General features: G+C 72.7%; 15 protein-coding genes. 5 read left to right on the forward strand and 10 right to left on the reverse strand.

The features are described from left to right. The first annotated feature begins 16 nt into the window (after positions 1-16). Positions 17-592: a hypothetical protein gene (locus ACLJQE_RS08635; protein ID WP_410638611.1), complete on the forward strand. Its 576-nt coding sequence runs from the start codon at positions 17-19 to the stop codon at positions 590-592. On the opposite strand, the gene ACLJQE_RS08640 is transcribed toward ACLJQE_RS08635, so the two are convergent. The 7 genes from ACLJQE_RS08640 to ACLJQE_RS08670 form a co-directional block, all read right to left on the reverse strand. Continuing rightward, complete coding sequence (locus ACLJQE_RS08640) at positions 589-1,470, reverse strand: diacylglycerol/lipid kinase family protein (RefSeq protein WP_410638612.1); 882 nt, start codon at positions 1,468-1,470, stop codon at positions 589-591. The two genes, ACLJQE_RS08635 and ACLJQE_RS08640, sit on opposite strands and share 4 nt — an antisense overlap. After that, on the reverse strand, positions 1,470-2,441 hold the full coding sequence (tatC, locus tag ACLJQE_RS08645) for a twin-arginine translocase subunit TatC (protein ID WP_410638613.1): 972 nt from the start codon (positions 2,439-2,441) through the stop codon (positions 1,470-1,472). Before tatC ends, ACLJQE_RS08640 begins: the two co-directional genes overlap by 1 nt. A gap of 86 nt (positions 2,442-2,527) precedes the next feature. Then, positions 2,528-2,842 carry a Sec-independent protein translocase subunit TatA gene (gene tatA, locus ACLJQE_RS08650; protein ID WP_410638614.1) on the reverse strand — a complete coding sequence of 105 codons (315 nt, stop codon included), beginning with the start codon at positions 2,840-2,842 and terminating at the stop codon, positions 2,528-2,530. Between the two features lie 31 nt (positions 2,843-2,873). Continuing rightward, positions 2,874-3,086, reverse strand: a complete 213-nt coding sequence (locus ACLJQE_RS08655) for a bacteriophage holin (protein WP_410638615.1) — start codon at positions 3,084-3,086, stop codon at positions 2,874-2,876. A 9-nt stretch (positions 3,087-3,095) separates the two neighbouring features. Then, positions 3,096-4,076: a helix-turn-helix transcriptional regulator gene (locus ACLJQE_RS08660; RefSeq protein WP_410638616.1), complete on the reverse strand. Its 981-nt coding sequence runs from the start codon at positions 4,074-4,076 to the stop codon at positions 3,096-3,098. Continuing rightward, positions 4,073-5,056, reverse strand: a complete 984-nt coding sequence (locus tag ACLJQE_RS08665; RefSeq protein ID WP_410638617.1) for a helix-turn-helix transcriptional regulator — start codon at positions 5,054-5,056, stop codon at positions 4,073-4,075. Before ACLJQE_RS08665 ends, ACLJQE_RS08660 begins: the two co-directional genes overlap by 4 nt. A gap of 10 nt (positions 5,057-5,066) precedes the next feature. Further along, positions 5,067-5,498, reverse strand: a complete 432-nt coding sequence (locus ACLJQE_RS08670) for a winged helix-turn-helix transcriptional regulator (RefSeq protein ID WP_410638618.1) — start codon at positions 5,496-5,498, stop codon at positions 5,067-5,069. Positions 5,499-5,606: 108 nt separating this feature from the next. Here ACLJQE_RS08670 and ACLJQE_RS08675 point away from each other — a divergent pair, with 108 nt between their 5' ends. Next, positions 5,607-6,521 (forward strand): NADP-dependent oxidoreductase, encoded by a 915-nt coding sequence (locus tag ACLJQE_RS08675; RefSeq protein ID WP_410638619.1) that lies wholly within the window; start codon positions 5,607-5,609, stop codon positions 6,519-6,521. A 127-nt stretch (positions 6,522-6,648) separates the two neighbouring features. Then, positions 6,649-7,353, forward strand: a complete 705-nt coding sequence (locus ACLJQE_RS08680) for an SDR family oxidoreductase (protein WP_410638620.1) — start codon at positions 6,649-6,651, stop codon at positions 7,351-7,353. On the opposite strand, the gene ACLJQE_RS08685 is transcribed toward ACLJQE_RS08680, so the two are convergent. Together ACLJQE_RS08685 and pafA are read right to left on the reverse strand one after the other, a co-directional pair. After that, on the reverse strand, positions 7,350-8,372 hold the full coding sequence (locus ACLJQE_RS08685; RefSeq protein WP_410638621.1) for a WD40/YVTN/BNR-like repeat-containing protein: 1,023 nt from the start codon (positions 8,370-8,372) through the stop codon (positions 7,350-7,352). The genes ACLJQE_RS08680 and ACLJQE_RS08685 overlap by 4 nt on opposite strands. A gap of 89 nt (positions 8,373-8,461) precedes the next feature. Beyond that, complete coding sequence (gene pafA / locus ACLJQE_RS08690; RefSeq protein WP_410638622.1) at positions 8,462-9,820, reverse strand: Pup--protein ligase; 1,359 nt, start codon at positions 9,818-9,820, stop codon at positions 8,462-8,464. Between the two features lie 144 nt (positions 9,821-9,964). Between pafA and ACLJQE_RS08695 the strand changes: the two genes are divergently transcribed. Continuing rightward, positions 9,965-11,446 (forward strand): bifunctional phosphatase PAP2/diacylglycerol kinase family protein, encoded by a 1,482-nt coding sequence (locus tag ACLJQE_RS08695; RefSeq protein ID WP_410638623.1) that lies wholly within the window; start codon positions 9,965-9,967, stop codon positions 11,444-11,446. A 102-nt stretch (positions 11,447-11,548) separates the two neighbouring features. Beyond that, on the forward strand, positions 11,549-12,757 hold the full coding sequence (locus ACLJQE_RS08700; protein WP_410638624.1) for an alpha/beta hydrolase: 1,209 nt from the start codon (positions 11,549-11,551) through the stop codon (positions 12,755-12,757). A 226-nt stretch (positions 12,758-12,983) separates the two neighbouring features. Here the strand turns inward: ACLJQE_RS08700 and prcA are convergent, their stop codons facing one another. Then, the gene (gene prcA / locus ACLJQE_RS08705) at positions 12,984-13,790 is read right to left on the reverse strand and encodes a proteasome subunit alpha (RefSeq protein ID WP_410638625.1); all 807 of its coding nucleotides are present in this window, start codon (positions 13,788-13,790) and stop codon (positions 12,984-12,986) included. Positions 13,791-13,842 lie beyond the last annotated feature (52 nt).

Below are 13,842 nucleotides of genomic sequence, written 5' to 3' on the forward strand. Positions count from 1 at the left end.
GCGGAGGAGGTCCCCGATGATCGAACCGTGTCCCGGGTGCGGGCAGCTGGACCGGGTGCAGCACGTGCCGGCGGTCTACCACGGCGGGCACTCCTACTACCGCGGCCAGGGCCCGCTGGTCGCGGTGCCCGCCGGTGACGGCGTCGTGTACTCGAGCAGCCAGGTCAGCGGGGTCACGGTCACCGCGGTCGCCCGCTCGCTCGACCCCTTTCCCCCGCCGCGCCGCAGCGGTGGCCTGCTGGCGGCGGTGATCGTGCTCGCGCTGGCCGGGAGCTGCTTCCTGCTGCTGCCGTTCTCGGCCGCCGACGACCCGCCGCCCGGCGGGACGGCCGCGAAGGCGCTGGGCTACGCGGTGCTCTCGCTGCCGGCGTTCGGGGTGTACCTCGCCGTGGGCGTGCTGGTCTGGCTCTACGCCCGGCGGGTGCGGGCGCACCGGAAACAGCGGAAGGGCGTTCCGGCGGCCCGGCAGGTCTGGGAGCAGGGCTGGTTCTGCCACCGCTGCGGTGGCGTGTACTTCGCCGACGCGGGACGGCTGCTGACCCCGGCGCACTTCCGGCACCTGGTGGCGCGCGCGGGCGGCTACGACCGTTAGGCCAGCACGGTGAGCGCGCCCGGCACGCAGCCGGCCGTCACCGGGACCGTGCCTTGCGGTTCCCCGTCGGCGTAGACGGGCCAGGTGTTGCCGGTCAGGGTCACCGAGCGGGCACGCAGCGTGCGGACCGCCGGGTGCGTCACGTGCCGGCCGGTGCGCAGGCCCGGGAGCATGCGCAGCAGGCCGCGGCGGGTCGTGTGCCCGACGATCGTGACGTCGAAGACGCCGTCCTCGGGGTCGGCCGTCGGGCAGATCGGGACGCCGCCGCCGTAGAAGCGGGTGTTGCCGATCGCCACGAGCGTCGCGACGAGCTCGAGGCGGGCGGTGCCGGTGTCGACGACCACCGGGCGGGCGCGGAACGCCGCCAGTTCGGCCAGGATCGCGACGTCGTAGCGGCGCGGCCCGGACGGACGGCGCATCCGGTTGGCACGTTCGTTGACGCTCGCGTCGAATCCCGCGCACAGGACCGTCGCGAACCAGGTGTCGCCGACGCGGCCGAGGTCGATCCGCCGCCGGGCGCCCGAGCGCAGGGCCGCGACCAGCGCGTCGACCGCCGGGAGCGGTTCGCCGGGGAGGCCGAGGGCGCGGGCGAAGTCGTTGCCGGTACCCGCCGGGACGAGGCCGAGCGCGACGTCGTGGTTCGCGCAGAACTGGACGCCCTGGTGGGCGGCACCGTCCCCGCCGAGCACGATCAGGACGTCGAGCCCGGCGGCGTGGGAGGACCGCATCAGCGCGCGGGACTCCTCGACGGAGTGGGCGACCAGCACGTCGAGGCGGTCCACGGCGGTGCGCAGCCGCTCGGCGACGGTGTCGGCGATCCGGGCGGCGGCGCCGTGCCCCGACGCCGGGTGTACGGCGAGCGCGGCGTGGATCCCCACTAGGTGACGTCGTCGGTGCTCGACCGGCCGCCGGACGCGGTCGGCGCGGACGGCTCGTCGTCGACGGTGCTCGGCGTGTAGTCGAACGGGGCGGCTTCGTCGTCGGCGAGCTTGTCCCAGCCCTCGTCACCGCGGGCCTTGTCCAGCTTGCGGTCGTGGAAGCGGGCCATCTGCACGGAGATTTCGAACAGCACGGTGAGCGCGCCGGCGAGGCCGAGCATGGAGAACGGGTCCGAGCCCGGGGTGGCGAACGCCGCGAAGACGAACAGCGCGAACACGATGCCGCGCCGCCACTTCTTCAGCTGCACGTACTTGACCACGCCGACCTGGTTGAGCATCACCACCAGCAGCGGGAGCTCGAAGCTGATGCCGAAGATGATCAGCAGCGACAGCAGGAACGAGATGTACTTGTCCGCGGTCAGCGCCGTGACGAACGCGTCCTGGCCGAAGCCCATGAGCAGCTGCAGGGCGTGCGGGAAGAGGATGTAGGCGAGCACGGCGCCTGCGGCGAACAGCACCGACGCGAACCCGACGAACGTCAGCGCGTACTTGCGTTCCTTGCTGTACAGACCGGGCGCGATGAACGCCCAGAGCTGGTACAGCCAGGCCGGCGAAAGGAGCACGGCACCGGCCGCGATGCCGACCTTCAGCTGCGTCATGAACGCCTCGAACGGCACGGTCTGCAGCAACCGGCACCCTTCGGCGCTGTCGAGCCGCCGATCCGGCGGGATGGCGCAGTACGGGTCCTTCACGAGGTCGCCCAGCGACGGGATCGGCCCGATGTTGGTGCCGAACCAGATGAACCCGAGGATTCCGCCGAGCACCACCGCGAGCATCGCGAAGCCGAGGCGGCGGCGGAACTCGTAGATGTGCTCGATGAGCGTCATCGTGCCGTCGGGGTTGGCCCGACGGCTGCGCTTGCGCCGCTTCGACCGGCGGCTGTCACCGTTTCCGGAGGCGGATTCCGCCACGGGTTGTTCCGTTCTCGTCGGAGTCCGCCGGAGCGCGCCGGGTTCGGCGCGCTCCGTGGACGGGGGACCGGGTGTGGCCTAGCCGCTCAGCTGACGTTCTTCTGCGGCTGCTCGGCGGCCTGCTGCTTCTTCAGCTCGTCGAGCTGCCGCTGCAGGTCGGCGACCTGCTGGTCGGTCGAAGCGGGCGTGACGGGCTTGGCCGGGATCTGCTTCGTGTCGGCGGGCTCGGCGTCTTCGTGCGCCGCGGCCTTGTCGCCGGTGAGGTCCTTGGTCTCGGCCTTGAAGATCTTCATGGACTTGCCGATGGACCGGGCCGCGTCGGGAAGCCTCTTGGCCCCGAACAGCAGCACGACGACGAGCACCAAGATGATCAAATGCCACGGCTGCAATCCGTTCAGCATGGTGGCCTCCTATCTGCGTCTGGTAGGGATGTTACTGGTTTTCCGCTTTGTGGTGGCGCCGCGCGAACGCGACGCGCAGCCCCGCCGCCCGGGCACGGACGAGCCCCGCCCGGTCCTGGGTGTTCGTAGCCACCATGCTTGCGGTCTGCCGGAAAGCACGCAAGACCTTGACGGTCCGCACCAGCAGGACCACGAGGACGGCGAGGCCGAGCACGATGAGCACAGCGGCGGGCAGGTACGGCACGCCGCCAGCCTAGTGGTCGCAGGTTGACGGAAGGTGACGGGCTCGGGCCACGGCGTCGGCGGCGCGGCGGCCGACGTCGGACGCGAGGTCCGCCGGGCTCTCCACCAGCGCTTCCCCGCCCAGTCCCAGCACCAGGCGGACCATCCACGACTGGTCGGCGTAGCGCATCCGGATCCGCAGGCGGCCACCGTCGAGTTCGTCGAGCTCCTCGCACGGGTAGTACTCGGCTACCCAGCGTGCGTCCTGGTCGAGGACCAGGACCGCCTCCCGCTGGTCGGGACGCTCGCGGAAGACGCCGTCGGAAATGTCGGTGGGGTGGGCGTGCGCGGGCGGCCGCGACGGCTCGTCGAGGATCGTCAGCTCGTCGATCCGGTCGAGCCGGAACAGCCGGACGCCCTCGGCGCGGCGGCACCAGGCCTCGAGGTAGCCGACGGCCTGGACGATCAGCAGCCGCATGGGGTCGACCGTGCGCTCGGTGATCTGGTCCTTCGAGGCGGTGTAGTAGCGGATCCGCAGGGCGCGCCGGCCCTGCAGGGCGCGGGCGACCTCCTCGCGGGTCCGCGCCGTCTTCTTGCCCTCCCGCACTCCCCCGCCGACGACCACGCCGGCCGGCTGGGCCTGCCCGGCGGCGGCTTCGATCTTGGCGATGGAGCGGCGGACGGCGTCGCCGTCGACCACGCCCGGCGTCTCGGCCAGTGCCCGCAGCGCCACCAGCAGCGCGGTCGCCTCGCCGCCGGTCAGGCGCAGCGGGCGGCTCATCCCGGCGTCGTGGTTGACGACGATCGTGTCGCCCTCGAAGGACAGGTCGATCAGGTCGCCGGGGCCGTAGCCGGGCAGCCCGCACATCCACAGCAGCTCGAGGTCCTTGCGCAGCTGCTTCGGCGTGACGTCGAAGTCCTGCGCGGCCTCGTCGATGCGGATGCCCGGGCGCGCGAGCAGGTACGGCACGAGGGCGAGCAGTCTCGGCATCCGGTCGGTCGATCCGCTCACCGGACACCGACCTGGCGCGCGACGACGGCTTCCAGCCGGTCCTGGACGCTCTTGGCCAGCACGTCGGGTTCGAACACGACGACGTCCGGACCCTGCGCGCTGATCCAGTCGGCGGCCGACTCGGGGTAGAGCAGGCCGATCTCCACGAGGTCGCCCTCTTCGCCGTCGACGGTGGCGCGGCCGACCACGGCGCCGCGGCGGCGGACGCCGGCCGCGCGGCCGTCGGCGACCCAGACCCGGGCGGTGGTCACCGGGGCCGGTTCGCTGTCGCCGGTGGCCGTGACGAGCTTGAGCAGGTTGACGCCCTCGGGGCGCCGGACCTCGCCGGGCTTGCCGACCGGGCGGACCTGCCCGGTGACGCGGGAGAGCCGGAAGCAGCGCGTGGCGCCGCGGTCGCGGTCGTGCCCGACGACGTACCAGCGGGCCCGCCACGACACCACGCCCCACGGTTCCAGGGTGCGCATGATCCGCTCCGGGGAGCCGCTGCGGCGGTATTCGAACCGCACCGCCTGGCCGTTCTGGACCGCGGCCAGCAGCGGCCCGAACGCCGGTTCGGCGCGCACGCGCGGCTCGACCACGGTGGGCGCCTGGTCGTCGACCTCCAGGCCGGCGGCGCGCAGCTTCACCAGTGCGCCCTGCGCCTGCCCGGTCAGCTCCGGGGAGTCCCACAGCCGGGACGCCAGTGCGACGGCGGCGGCCTCGTCGGGCGCGAGGTCGATCTCGCCGAGTTCGTAGTCGCGGCGGGCGATGCGGTAGCCCTCGATCGCGTCGAACGCGGAGTTGCGGCCGGTCTCCAGGGGGATGCCGAGCTCGCGCAGCTCGGTCTTGTCCCGTTCGAACATCCGGAAGTAGGCCTCGTCGCTGGCCGCGTCGCCGTATCCGGGCACGATGCCGCGGATCCGCTCGGCGGTGAGGTACTGCCGGGTGGACAACAGGGCCAGCACCAGATTGACCAGCCGTTCGGCGCGTGCGGTGGACACCCGGTAGAGCCTAGCCCGCGCGCCCCGGCCCGATCGTGAGGTCCGGGGTACGCGCGTCGTAATCGGTCCGGGCGGCGTCGACGGCTTCGAAGTTCGCCTCGGCCCACGCCTTGAACCCGGCCATCAGCGCGCGCAGCGATTCCCCCAGCGGCGTAAGGGAATAGTCGACGCGCACGGGCACCGCGGGCGTGACCTCGCGGTGGACGAGACCGTCCCGTTCGAGCACCCGCAGCGTCTGGGTGAGCATCTTCTGGCTGACGCCGGCGATGCGCCGCGAAAGGTCGCTGTAGCGCTGCGGGCCGTCACCGAGCGCGACGAGGACGAGGCTGACCCACTTGCCGGCGATCTCGTCCAGCAGCTTCCGGGTGGGGCACGCCGCCAGGTAGGCGTCGTAGGCGGCTTTCTCGGCTTGCCGCCGCTGTTCCGCCGTGCGCGTGGGCACCGGGCGAACCTCCTCGTGCCGTGGGCACCTGCAGGTGCGTACTTCCCATCGGAGAGTAGCTCCCCATACGTTCGCGGGGAAGGTTGCGGCTCGCGAAGGGAGACGAAGATGCGTGCGGTGGTGGTCCGGCGGTTCGGGGAGCCGGAAGTGGTTTCGGTGCCGGTGCCGGATCCGGGTCCCGGCCAGGTTCGGATTCGCGTGGCGGCGGCCGCGGTGAACCCGGTGGATCTGGCGACCACGAGCGGGGCGCTGAGCGCGGCGGGGGTGGTTCCGCCGCGGGAGGTGCTCGGCCTGGGGTGGGACGTCGCCGGTTCGATCGACGACGCCGGGGACACCGGATTCCGGGTGGGCGATGCCGTGATGGGTCTGCGTGACCGGATCGCCACGCCGCTCGGCGCCTACGCCGAGCAGATCGTGCTGGACGCATCGGCGGTCGCACCTGCACCGGCGGGTGTGTCGCCGCTTGAAGCCGCGACCCTGCCGCTGAACGCGCTGACCGCCGCCCAGGCGCTCGACCTCGTCGAAGCCACCGGGACCGTGCTGGTCACCGGCGCGGCCGGGGCGGTCGGCGGGTACGCCGTCGCGCTGGCGCACGCGCGGAAGCTGCGGGTCGTCGCCGTGGCCTCCGAAGCCGACGAAGCGCAGGTCCGGGCGTTCGGCGCGGCCGAGTTCGTGCCGCGCGGGCCGTCGCTGGGCGACCGGGTGCGCGCGGTCGTGCCGGGCGGGGTCGACGCCGCCCTCGACACCGCGCTCCTCGGCCTCGACGCCCTCGACGCGGTCCGCGGCGGCGGCGAGTTCGTGGCCTTCGCCGCGGGCGCCGCCCCGCTCCCGCTGCGTGGCATCCGCGTCCGCAACGTCTGGATCCGCGCGGACGGCGAACGCCTGGCCGAGCTGGCCCGCCTGGCGGAGAACGGCACGCTGGCGCTGCGCGTGGCCGCAACCCTGCCCCTGGCCGAAGCGGCGGCGGCCCACGCGCGTCTCGCCACAGGCGGCCTGCGCGGACGGCTCGTGCTGGTGCCCTGAGAACCAAGCGCAACCAAGGCCACATTGGGTGCGCCCAACGCACCGAAGGCCACCTTGGGTGCGCCCAACGCACCGAAGGCCACATTGGGGCGCTGGAGAGCCGGGGAACCGCCTTAGCCTGGAGTGCATGGCTGATCGTGTTCTCCTCATCACCGGTGCCTCCCGCGGCCTCGGCGCCGCGACCGCGCGCCTGGCCGCCGGCTCCGGCTCCGGCTTCAAGGTCGCCCTCGTCGCCCGCGAAGCCGGATCCGTCGCCTCCCTCGCCGCCGAGCTCGGCGAAGACCGGGCCGTCGCCCTCGGTGCCGATGTCGGGGACTGGCCGGGCATCTCCGGGGCCGTCGCCGAAACCGTCGAACGGTTCGGGCGGCTCGACGCCGCCTTCGCCAACGCCGGCATCGGGGTCGGGACGTCCTTCTTCGGCACCGACGATCCCGACCCGCGGGCGTGGGAGGCGATGGTCCGCACCAACGTCCTGGGCGCGGCCTACACCGCCCGCGCGGCCCTCCCGGCGCTCGCGGAGACGTCCGGGCACCTGCTCATCACCGGCTCGGTCGCCGGGCGCTACATCCGCAACGCGAGCCTCTACTCGGCGACGAAGTGGGCCGTGACCGGCATGGCGGGGGCGATCCGCGAGGAGGCCGTCGGCACCGGCGTGCGGGTCACGCTGATCAACCCGGGCATCACCGACACCGACATCCTCAGCGACGAGCAGCGCAGGAAGCCGAAGCTGGCCGCGGACGACATCGCCCGCGCGGTGCTCTACGCCCTCCAGCAGCCGCCCACGGTCGACGTCAACGAGATCATGGTCCGGCCGACCGGACAGGTCCTCTAGCGCAGGCGTGCCACCCGGCCCTGTGCGCCGCTGGCCCAGCAGGCGGCGCCGGCGCAGTCCACGCTGTCGAAGCTGCCGGTGTCGAACGACGTCCAGTGCCGTCCGCCGTCGGGGCTGTAGTCGCTGCCGCCGGGGCCGACGGCCAGCACCGTCCCGCCGCGCCAGGCCAGCCCGGAGCGGTAGCCCGCCGGGTACTGGCCCGGGGTGGTCCAGGTGCGGCCGCGGTCCCGGGTCAGCGCGACGGCCGGGCCGGGTGCGTCCGGGTTCGCGAAGTCGCCGCCGATCGCGATGCCCCGGGACGGCGAGCGGAAGGCCAGTGCGAACACGCCCGCCGACGGGCTGCTGGGCAACGGCGTGTCCGACACCGTCCAGTGCCGTCCGCCGTCGCCGGAGTGCAGGACGCGGGCGGTCGCGCCGCCGCCCGTCGCGAGCCAGGCGTCGAACGGCCCCGCCGTCGTGAGGCACTGGCCGCTGGCCGCGAACCCGGCCTCGCCGGGCAGCGCGGGCGGGAAGCCGCTGTCGGGCACCGGCCGCCAGCTGCGGCCGCCGTCGAAGGTGGCCTGCACGCGGAACCGGCCGTCGACGGGGTCGCTCATCGCCAGGCCGCGCCACGGGTCGAAGAAGGCGAGGCAGTCGTAGAAGGCCGCCGCATCGGTGTTCTGGAACGTCTGGCGCCAGTGCGCGCCGCCGTCGTCGGTCCGGTAGACGCGGGAGTCCGTCCCGGGGCCGATGGAGAGCACCACGGCGCGGTCGGCGTCGAAGGCCTCGATGTCACGGAACTGGAGCGTCCCGGTCCCGGGCGGCCCGACCGAGGCCCAGGTGCGGCCGCCGTCGACCGTGCGCAGGACGGTGCCCTGCGTGCCGCTGACCCAGGCCACCCGCGCGCTCACCGCGGACAGGCCGCGGAACTGGGCCGTGACGCCGGTCGGTTTCAGCTCCCACTCCGGCGGTCGCTCCCCCGCCGACGCCGGAGCCACGATCGAAACCAGCAAGGCGAGCACGAGCAGCACGACACGCATGCGCCCGATCCTGCCGCACCAGCCGCGCGACTTTCGTCGGGACCGCCGAGGGGGACGCCCGGCGCGGACGTCCCCCTCGGCGGTACCGGCTAGAGCGAGCTGATCAGGCGTTCCACCCGCTCGTCGACCGAGCGGAACGGGTCCTTGCACAGGACCGTGCGCTGGGCCTGGTCGTTGAGCTTCAGGTGCACCCAGTCGACCGTGAAGTCGCGGCCGGCGGCCTGGGCGGCGGCGATGAAGTCGCCGCGCAGCTTGGCCCGGGTGGTCTGGGGCGGGGTGTCCTTGGCGGCTTCGATCTCGCCGTCGTCAGTGACCCGGCGGACCAGCCCCTTGCGCTGGAGCAGGTCGAAGATGCCCCGGCCACGGCGGATGTCGTGGTAGGCCAGGTCGAGCTGCGCGATGCGCGGGCTGGACAGGTCCAGGTCGTGCTTGGCCCGGTAGCGCTCGACCAGCCGGTGCTTGATCGCCCAGTCGATCTCGGTGTCGATCTTGCCGAAGTCCTGCTGCTCGACCGCGTCCAGCGCCCGGCCCCACAGCTCGACGACGCGCTCGTTCGCCGCGGTCGTGCCGTTGTCCTTGATGTGCTGGATCGCGCGGGCGTGGTACTCGCGCTGGATGTCCAGCGCCGAGGCCTCGCGCCCGCCCGCCAGCCGCACCTGGCGGCGGCCGGTGAGGTCGTGGCTGATCTCGCGGATCGCCCGGATCGGGTTGTCGAGGGTGAAGTCGCGGAACTGGACGCCGGCTTCGATCATCTCGAGCACCAGGTTCGCCGAGCCGACCTTGAGCATGGTCGTCGGCTCGGCCATGTTCGAGTCGCCGACGATGACGTGCAGCCGCCGGTAGCGCTCGGCGTCGGCGTGCGGCTCGTCACGGGTGTTGATGATCGGCCGCGACCGGGTCGTGGCGCTGGAGACGCCCTCCCAGATGTGTTCCGCTCGCTGGGACAGGCAGTAGACCGCGCCCCGCGGGGTCTGCAGCACCTTGCCGGCACCGCAGATGAGCTGGCGGGTCACCAGGAACGGGAGCAGCACGTCCGCGATCCGGGAGAACTCGCCCGCCCGGGTCACCAGGTAGTTCTCGTGACAGCCGTAGGAGTTGCCCGCCGAGTCGGTGTTGTTCTTGAACAGGAAGATGTCGCCGCCGATGCCCTCGTCGGCGAGCCGCCGCTCCGCGTCGACCAGCAGGTCCTCGAGGATCCGCTCCCCGGCCTTGTCGTGGGTGACCAGCTGGACGAGGTCGTCACATTCGGCCGTCGCGTACTCGGGGTGCGAGCCGACGTCCAGGTAGAGCCGCGAGCCGTTCGAGAGGAACACGTTGGAGGAGCGTCCCCACGACACGACCCGCCTGAACAGGTACCGCGCCACCTCGTCGGGCGAGAGCCTGCGTTGTCCGTGGAAGGTGCACGTGACCCCGAACTCGGTCTCGATGCCAAAGATCCGCCGCTGCATTCCACCAGAGTAGGCGCTGGACCCCCTCCGACGGTGCGCCGTTCGGGCGTCGACACGCCCCCAGTACGCCACAGACGGTGAATTCACCCCGAATACGGCACGATTGGAGCACGGCTCTTGACGTCATTCGGAAGGCAGGACTCCTTGTCACACCAGCTCATCCGGGCCTTCCGGCGGGTCGGCCGGACCGACCGCGCCCTGATGCGCCGCAGTGCCTCGCTGCCCGCGTCGAAAGCCGACGACGCGCTGATGACGCTGTCGAGATCGGCGAACAAGTCCCGCCTGTGGTGGGCGGTCGCCGCGCTCCTGGCCACCCGCAAGGGCGCGCCCCGCCGGGGTGCGCTGCGCGGGGTCGTCGCGATCGCCGGGGCCAGCGCCGCGGCGAACCTCATCGGCAAGCCGCTGTTCCCCCGCCGCCGCCCGGCCGAGGAGGAGGTGCCGATGCACCGCCGCCTGCGGAAACGGCCCACGTCCTCGTCGTTCCCCTCCGGGCACTCCGCGTCCGCGGCGGCCTTCGCCACCGCGGTGGCGATGGAGTCGCCGCGGGCCGGGCTCGCCGTGGCCCCGCTGGCGCTGGCCGTGGCCTACTCGCGGGTCCACACCGGCGTGCACTGGCCATCCGACGTGGGCGTCGGGCTGAGCATCGGCGTCGGCGTCGGCCTGGCCACCCGGCACTGGTGGCCGCTGCACGACGACGTCCCGGGCCGCACGGCCCACGACGCGGACGCCCCCGAGATGGTCGACGGCGAGGACATGCTCGCGGTCGTCAACCCGAACTCCGGGGTGGCGAGCCAGGACCCGACCGAGGACGTCAAGTTCGCCTGGCCGAAGGCCACGCTGCTGTACCCGGACCCCCGGGGTGACCTGCGTGCCCAGCTCGAAGCCGAGATCGACGCCCGCGGCACGGTCCGCGCGCTCGGCGTCGCGGGCGGGGACGGCACCGTCGCCGCGGTGGCCTCCGTCGCCGCCGAGCGCGACCTGCCGCTCGCCCTGGTCCCGGCGGGGACGCTCAACCACTTCGCCCGCGACGTCGGCGTCACCTCGATGCCCGACGCCGACGCGGCGACCGAGGTGGGCAACGCCGTCCGCGTCGACCTGGGCGAAGTCGAGATCGACGGCGTCGGCGGCCCGGCCCACCGCTGGTTCGTCAACACCGCCAGCCTCGGCGGCTACCCGGAGATGGTCCGGCTGCGCGAGAAGCTCCAGCAGCGCCACCCCAAGTGGCCCTCGGCCGCGATGGCGCTGGCCAGGACGCTGCGGCACGCCAAGCCGCTGACCGTCCGGCTCAACGGCAAGCGGACGCAGATCTGGCTGCTGTTCGTCGGCAACGGCACGTACGCCCCGAAGGGGTTCGCGCCGAGCCGGCGGCCGGCGCTGGACACCGGGCTGCTCGACATCCGCTACCTGCGCGCCGACCTGCCCTACTCCCGCGCCCGGTTCCTGCTCGCGATGATCACCCGCAGCCTCGCCGCCAGCCACGTCTACCAGGAGCTCGACCTGCCCGAACTGAAGGTCGAGCTGCTCGACGGCAACCGCCGCGTCGCCACCGACGGCGAGGTCGGCCCGCTCGGCAACCGGTTCTGCTTCCGGTCGCGGCCGAGGGCTCTGACGCTCTACCGCCTGTGAGGTTGCTTTACCTTCTCTCAACGAACCCACAGGCGCCCGTGGCTAGGTTCGCGGTCGAACTGCGGGCACGCCGGCCCGCACCAGGGGACGAGCGGGGATTCGATGGACGGGCACGGCCTGGCGAGCGTCATCCACCGGGCCGCGACCGACCCGGTGCTCCCCGGTGACGTCACCGCCCGCGCCCGCGACCTCGGCCCGCTCGAGTCGCCGCTCATCTGGCTCGGCGTCGCCTCGGCCGCCGTCGCCGTCCTCGCCGTCGTGGTCGCGCTCGGGTACCGCCGCCGCGTCCGGCGCTGGGGCTTCACCGCCTTCGGCGTCCTGCTCCTGCTGACGGCGGTCACCGCGCTCAACAGCTACGTCGGGTACGTCCGCACCTCCGACGACCTGGCCCGGCTCCTCCAGCGCGGTCCTGGCGTCGTCAACCTCGCCGGCCACCTGCTCGACGACGGCAAGGAGGCGCCCGAACCGTCGGCGGGTTCGGCGTCCGCGCCGCACGCCGGCGCGGTCACGGCGGCCGCCGGGCAGCGGATCGACGTGCTCACCCTTCCCGACCCCGCCCACGGGATCCCGTCGGGCAGCAGCTACGTCATCCTGCCGCCCGGGTACGACGCCGGCCCCGCCCGCCGGTACCCGGTCGTCTACCTCATCCACGGCTACCCGTTCGGCGGTCCCCGCGACTGGCTCACCTCCGGCGACGCCCCCGGCACGCTCCTGGCGCTCCAGCAGGCCAACGTCATCGCGCCGATGATCGTGGTCAGCGTGGACATGACCGCCGGCACTCCCAGCACCGACTGGGAGTGCCTGAACGTGCCCGGGGGCCCGCAGCTGGAGAGCTACCTGGCCGGCACCGTGGTCCCGGCCGTCGACCAGCACTACCGGACGCTGGCCGACCGGACCCACCGGGCGCTGGGCGGCATGTCCGGCGGCGGGTTCGGCGCGCTCAACATCGGGCTCCACCACGTCGGCGAGTTCGCCACCCTGGTGATCGCCCTGCCGTACGACGACCTCAACGACTCCGTCGGCATCCTCGACGGCAACCAGGCCGCCATCGCCGCCAACACGCCTCGGCGCTACCTGCCTGCGATGAAGTTCAGCGCTCCGATTTCGGTGATGCTCGCGGTCGGTACCGGCGCGCCGACCGACGTCACCACGGCGCACCGGATCGCTGACGCGCTGCGGGCGCGGGGGCAGGAGGCCGTGGTTCATGCTGAACGGGGGTTCAACCACACCTGGCATACCGCGCGGGCCACGCTGCCGTACTTGCTGGCGTTTGCTGATCAGGCTTTTCGGACTTCTCCGGAGACGTTCTGAGGTCTGTGGGGTCTGCCGGGGTGTACCCCCGCCGGCCGAACGCCGGATTGTTCAACGGCCGACAGACCGTGTCAAGGCGGGAAAGCGTGCCTTGACACGGCCTGCCGGCCGCTGAGGCGGCTTCGTATCGGTCGGCAGGGGGGTGTGGCCGATGGGTTGTGTTGGGGTTGGTGCAGACGAAAAGCGGGGCGTGGCCGTCCGGCCACGCCCCGCTTTGCTTGGAAAATCACTCGCCTTCGGGCTTGCTCTCCGGCTCTTCGCCCTGGGGGTCCGGGACCGGGAGGAGCGTGTCCAGTGCCGTGCCCGTCAGGCGGCGGAACATGCGGCGGGGGCGGTCGCGGTCCAGGACCGCCACCTCCAGCTTGATCGGGTCGGCCTCGCCGTTTCCGTTCGCCGATGCGCTCGCCGATGCGCTCGCCGACGACGAGGACGAAGACGAAGAGGACGAAGTCGATGCCGGCTGGGTCGGCGTCCGCAGGGCCGCCACCGCGATGCCCAGCGCCGCCTGGAGGTCCAGGCCCTCCTCGAATGTCTCCTTCAGCTTTGCCGCGATCTTCTCGTTCTGACCGCCCATCACGGTGTACTGCGGCTCGTCGAAGATCGACCCGTCGTAGGTCAGCCGGTACAGCTGGTCCTCCGCCGCGGTCGCGCCGACCTCGGCCACGCAGACCTCGACCTCGAACGGCTTCAGCTGCTCGGTGAAGATGCTGCCCAGCGTTGCCGCGTAGGCGTTCGCCAGTGCACGGGCGCTCACGTCACGCCGGTCGTACTGGTAGCCCTTCAGGTCCGCGTGCCGGATGCCCGCCACGCGCAGGTTCTCGAACTCGCTGTAGCGCCCGACCGCGGCGAAGCCGATCCGGTCGTAGATCTCGGAGACCTTGTGCAACGTCGCCGACGGGTTCTCCGCCACGAACAGCACGCCACCCGAGTACTTCAGCACCACCACGCTCCGGCCGCGCGCGATGCCCTTGCGCGCCAGCTCGGAACGCTCCCGCATCAGCTGCTCGGGAGAGGCATACAACGGCATCGTCACGGTGTGCGCTCCAGGTCTTTCGGTGTTCCAACGTTCACTGGTCCGGCTCCGG

Origin of the sequence: Amycolatopsis sp. lyj-346 (genome assembly GCF_046548975.1) — a bacterium.
Lineage (GTDB): Bacteria > Actinomycetota > Actinomycetes > Mycobacteriales > Pseudonocardiaceae > Amycolatopsis.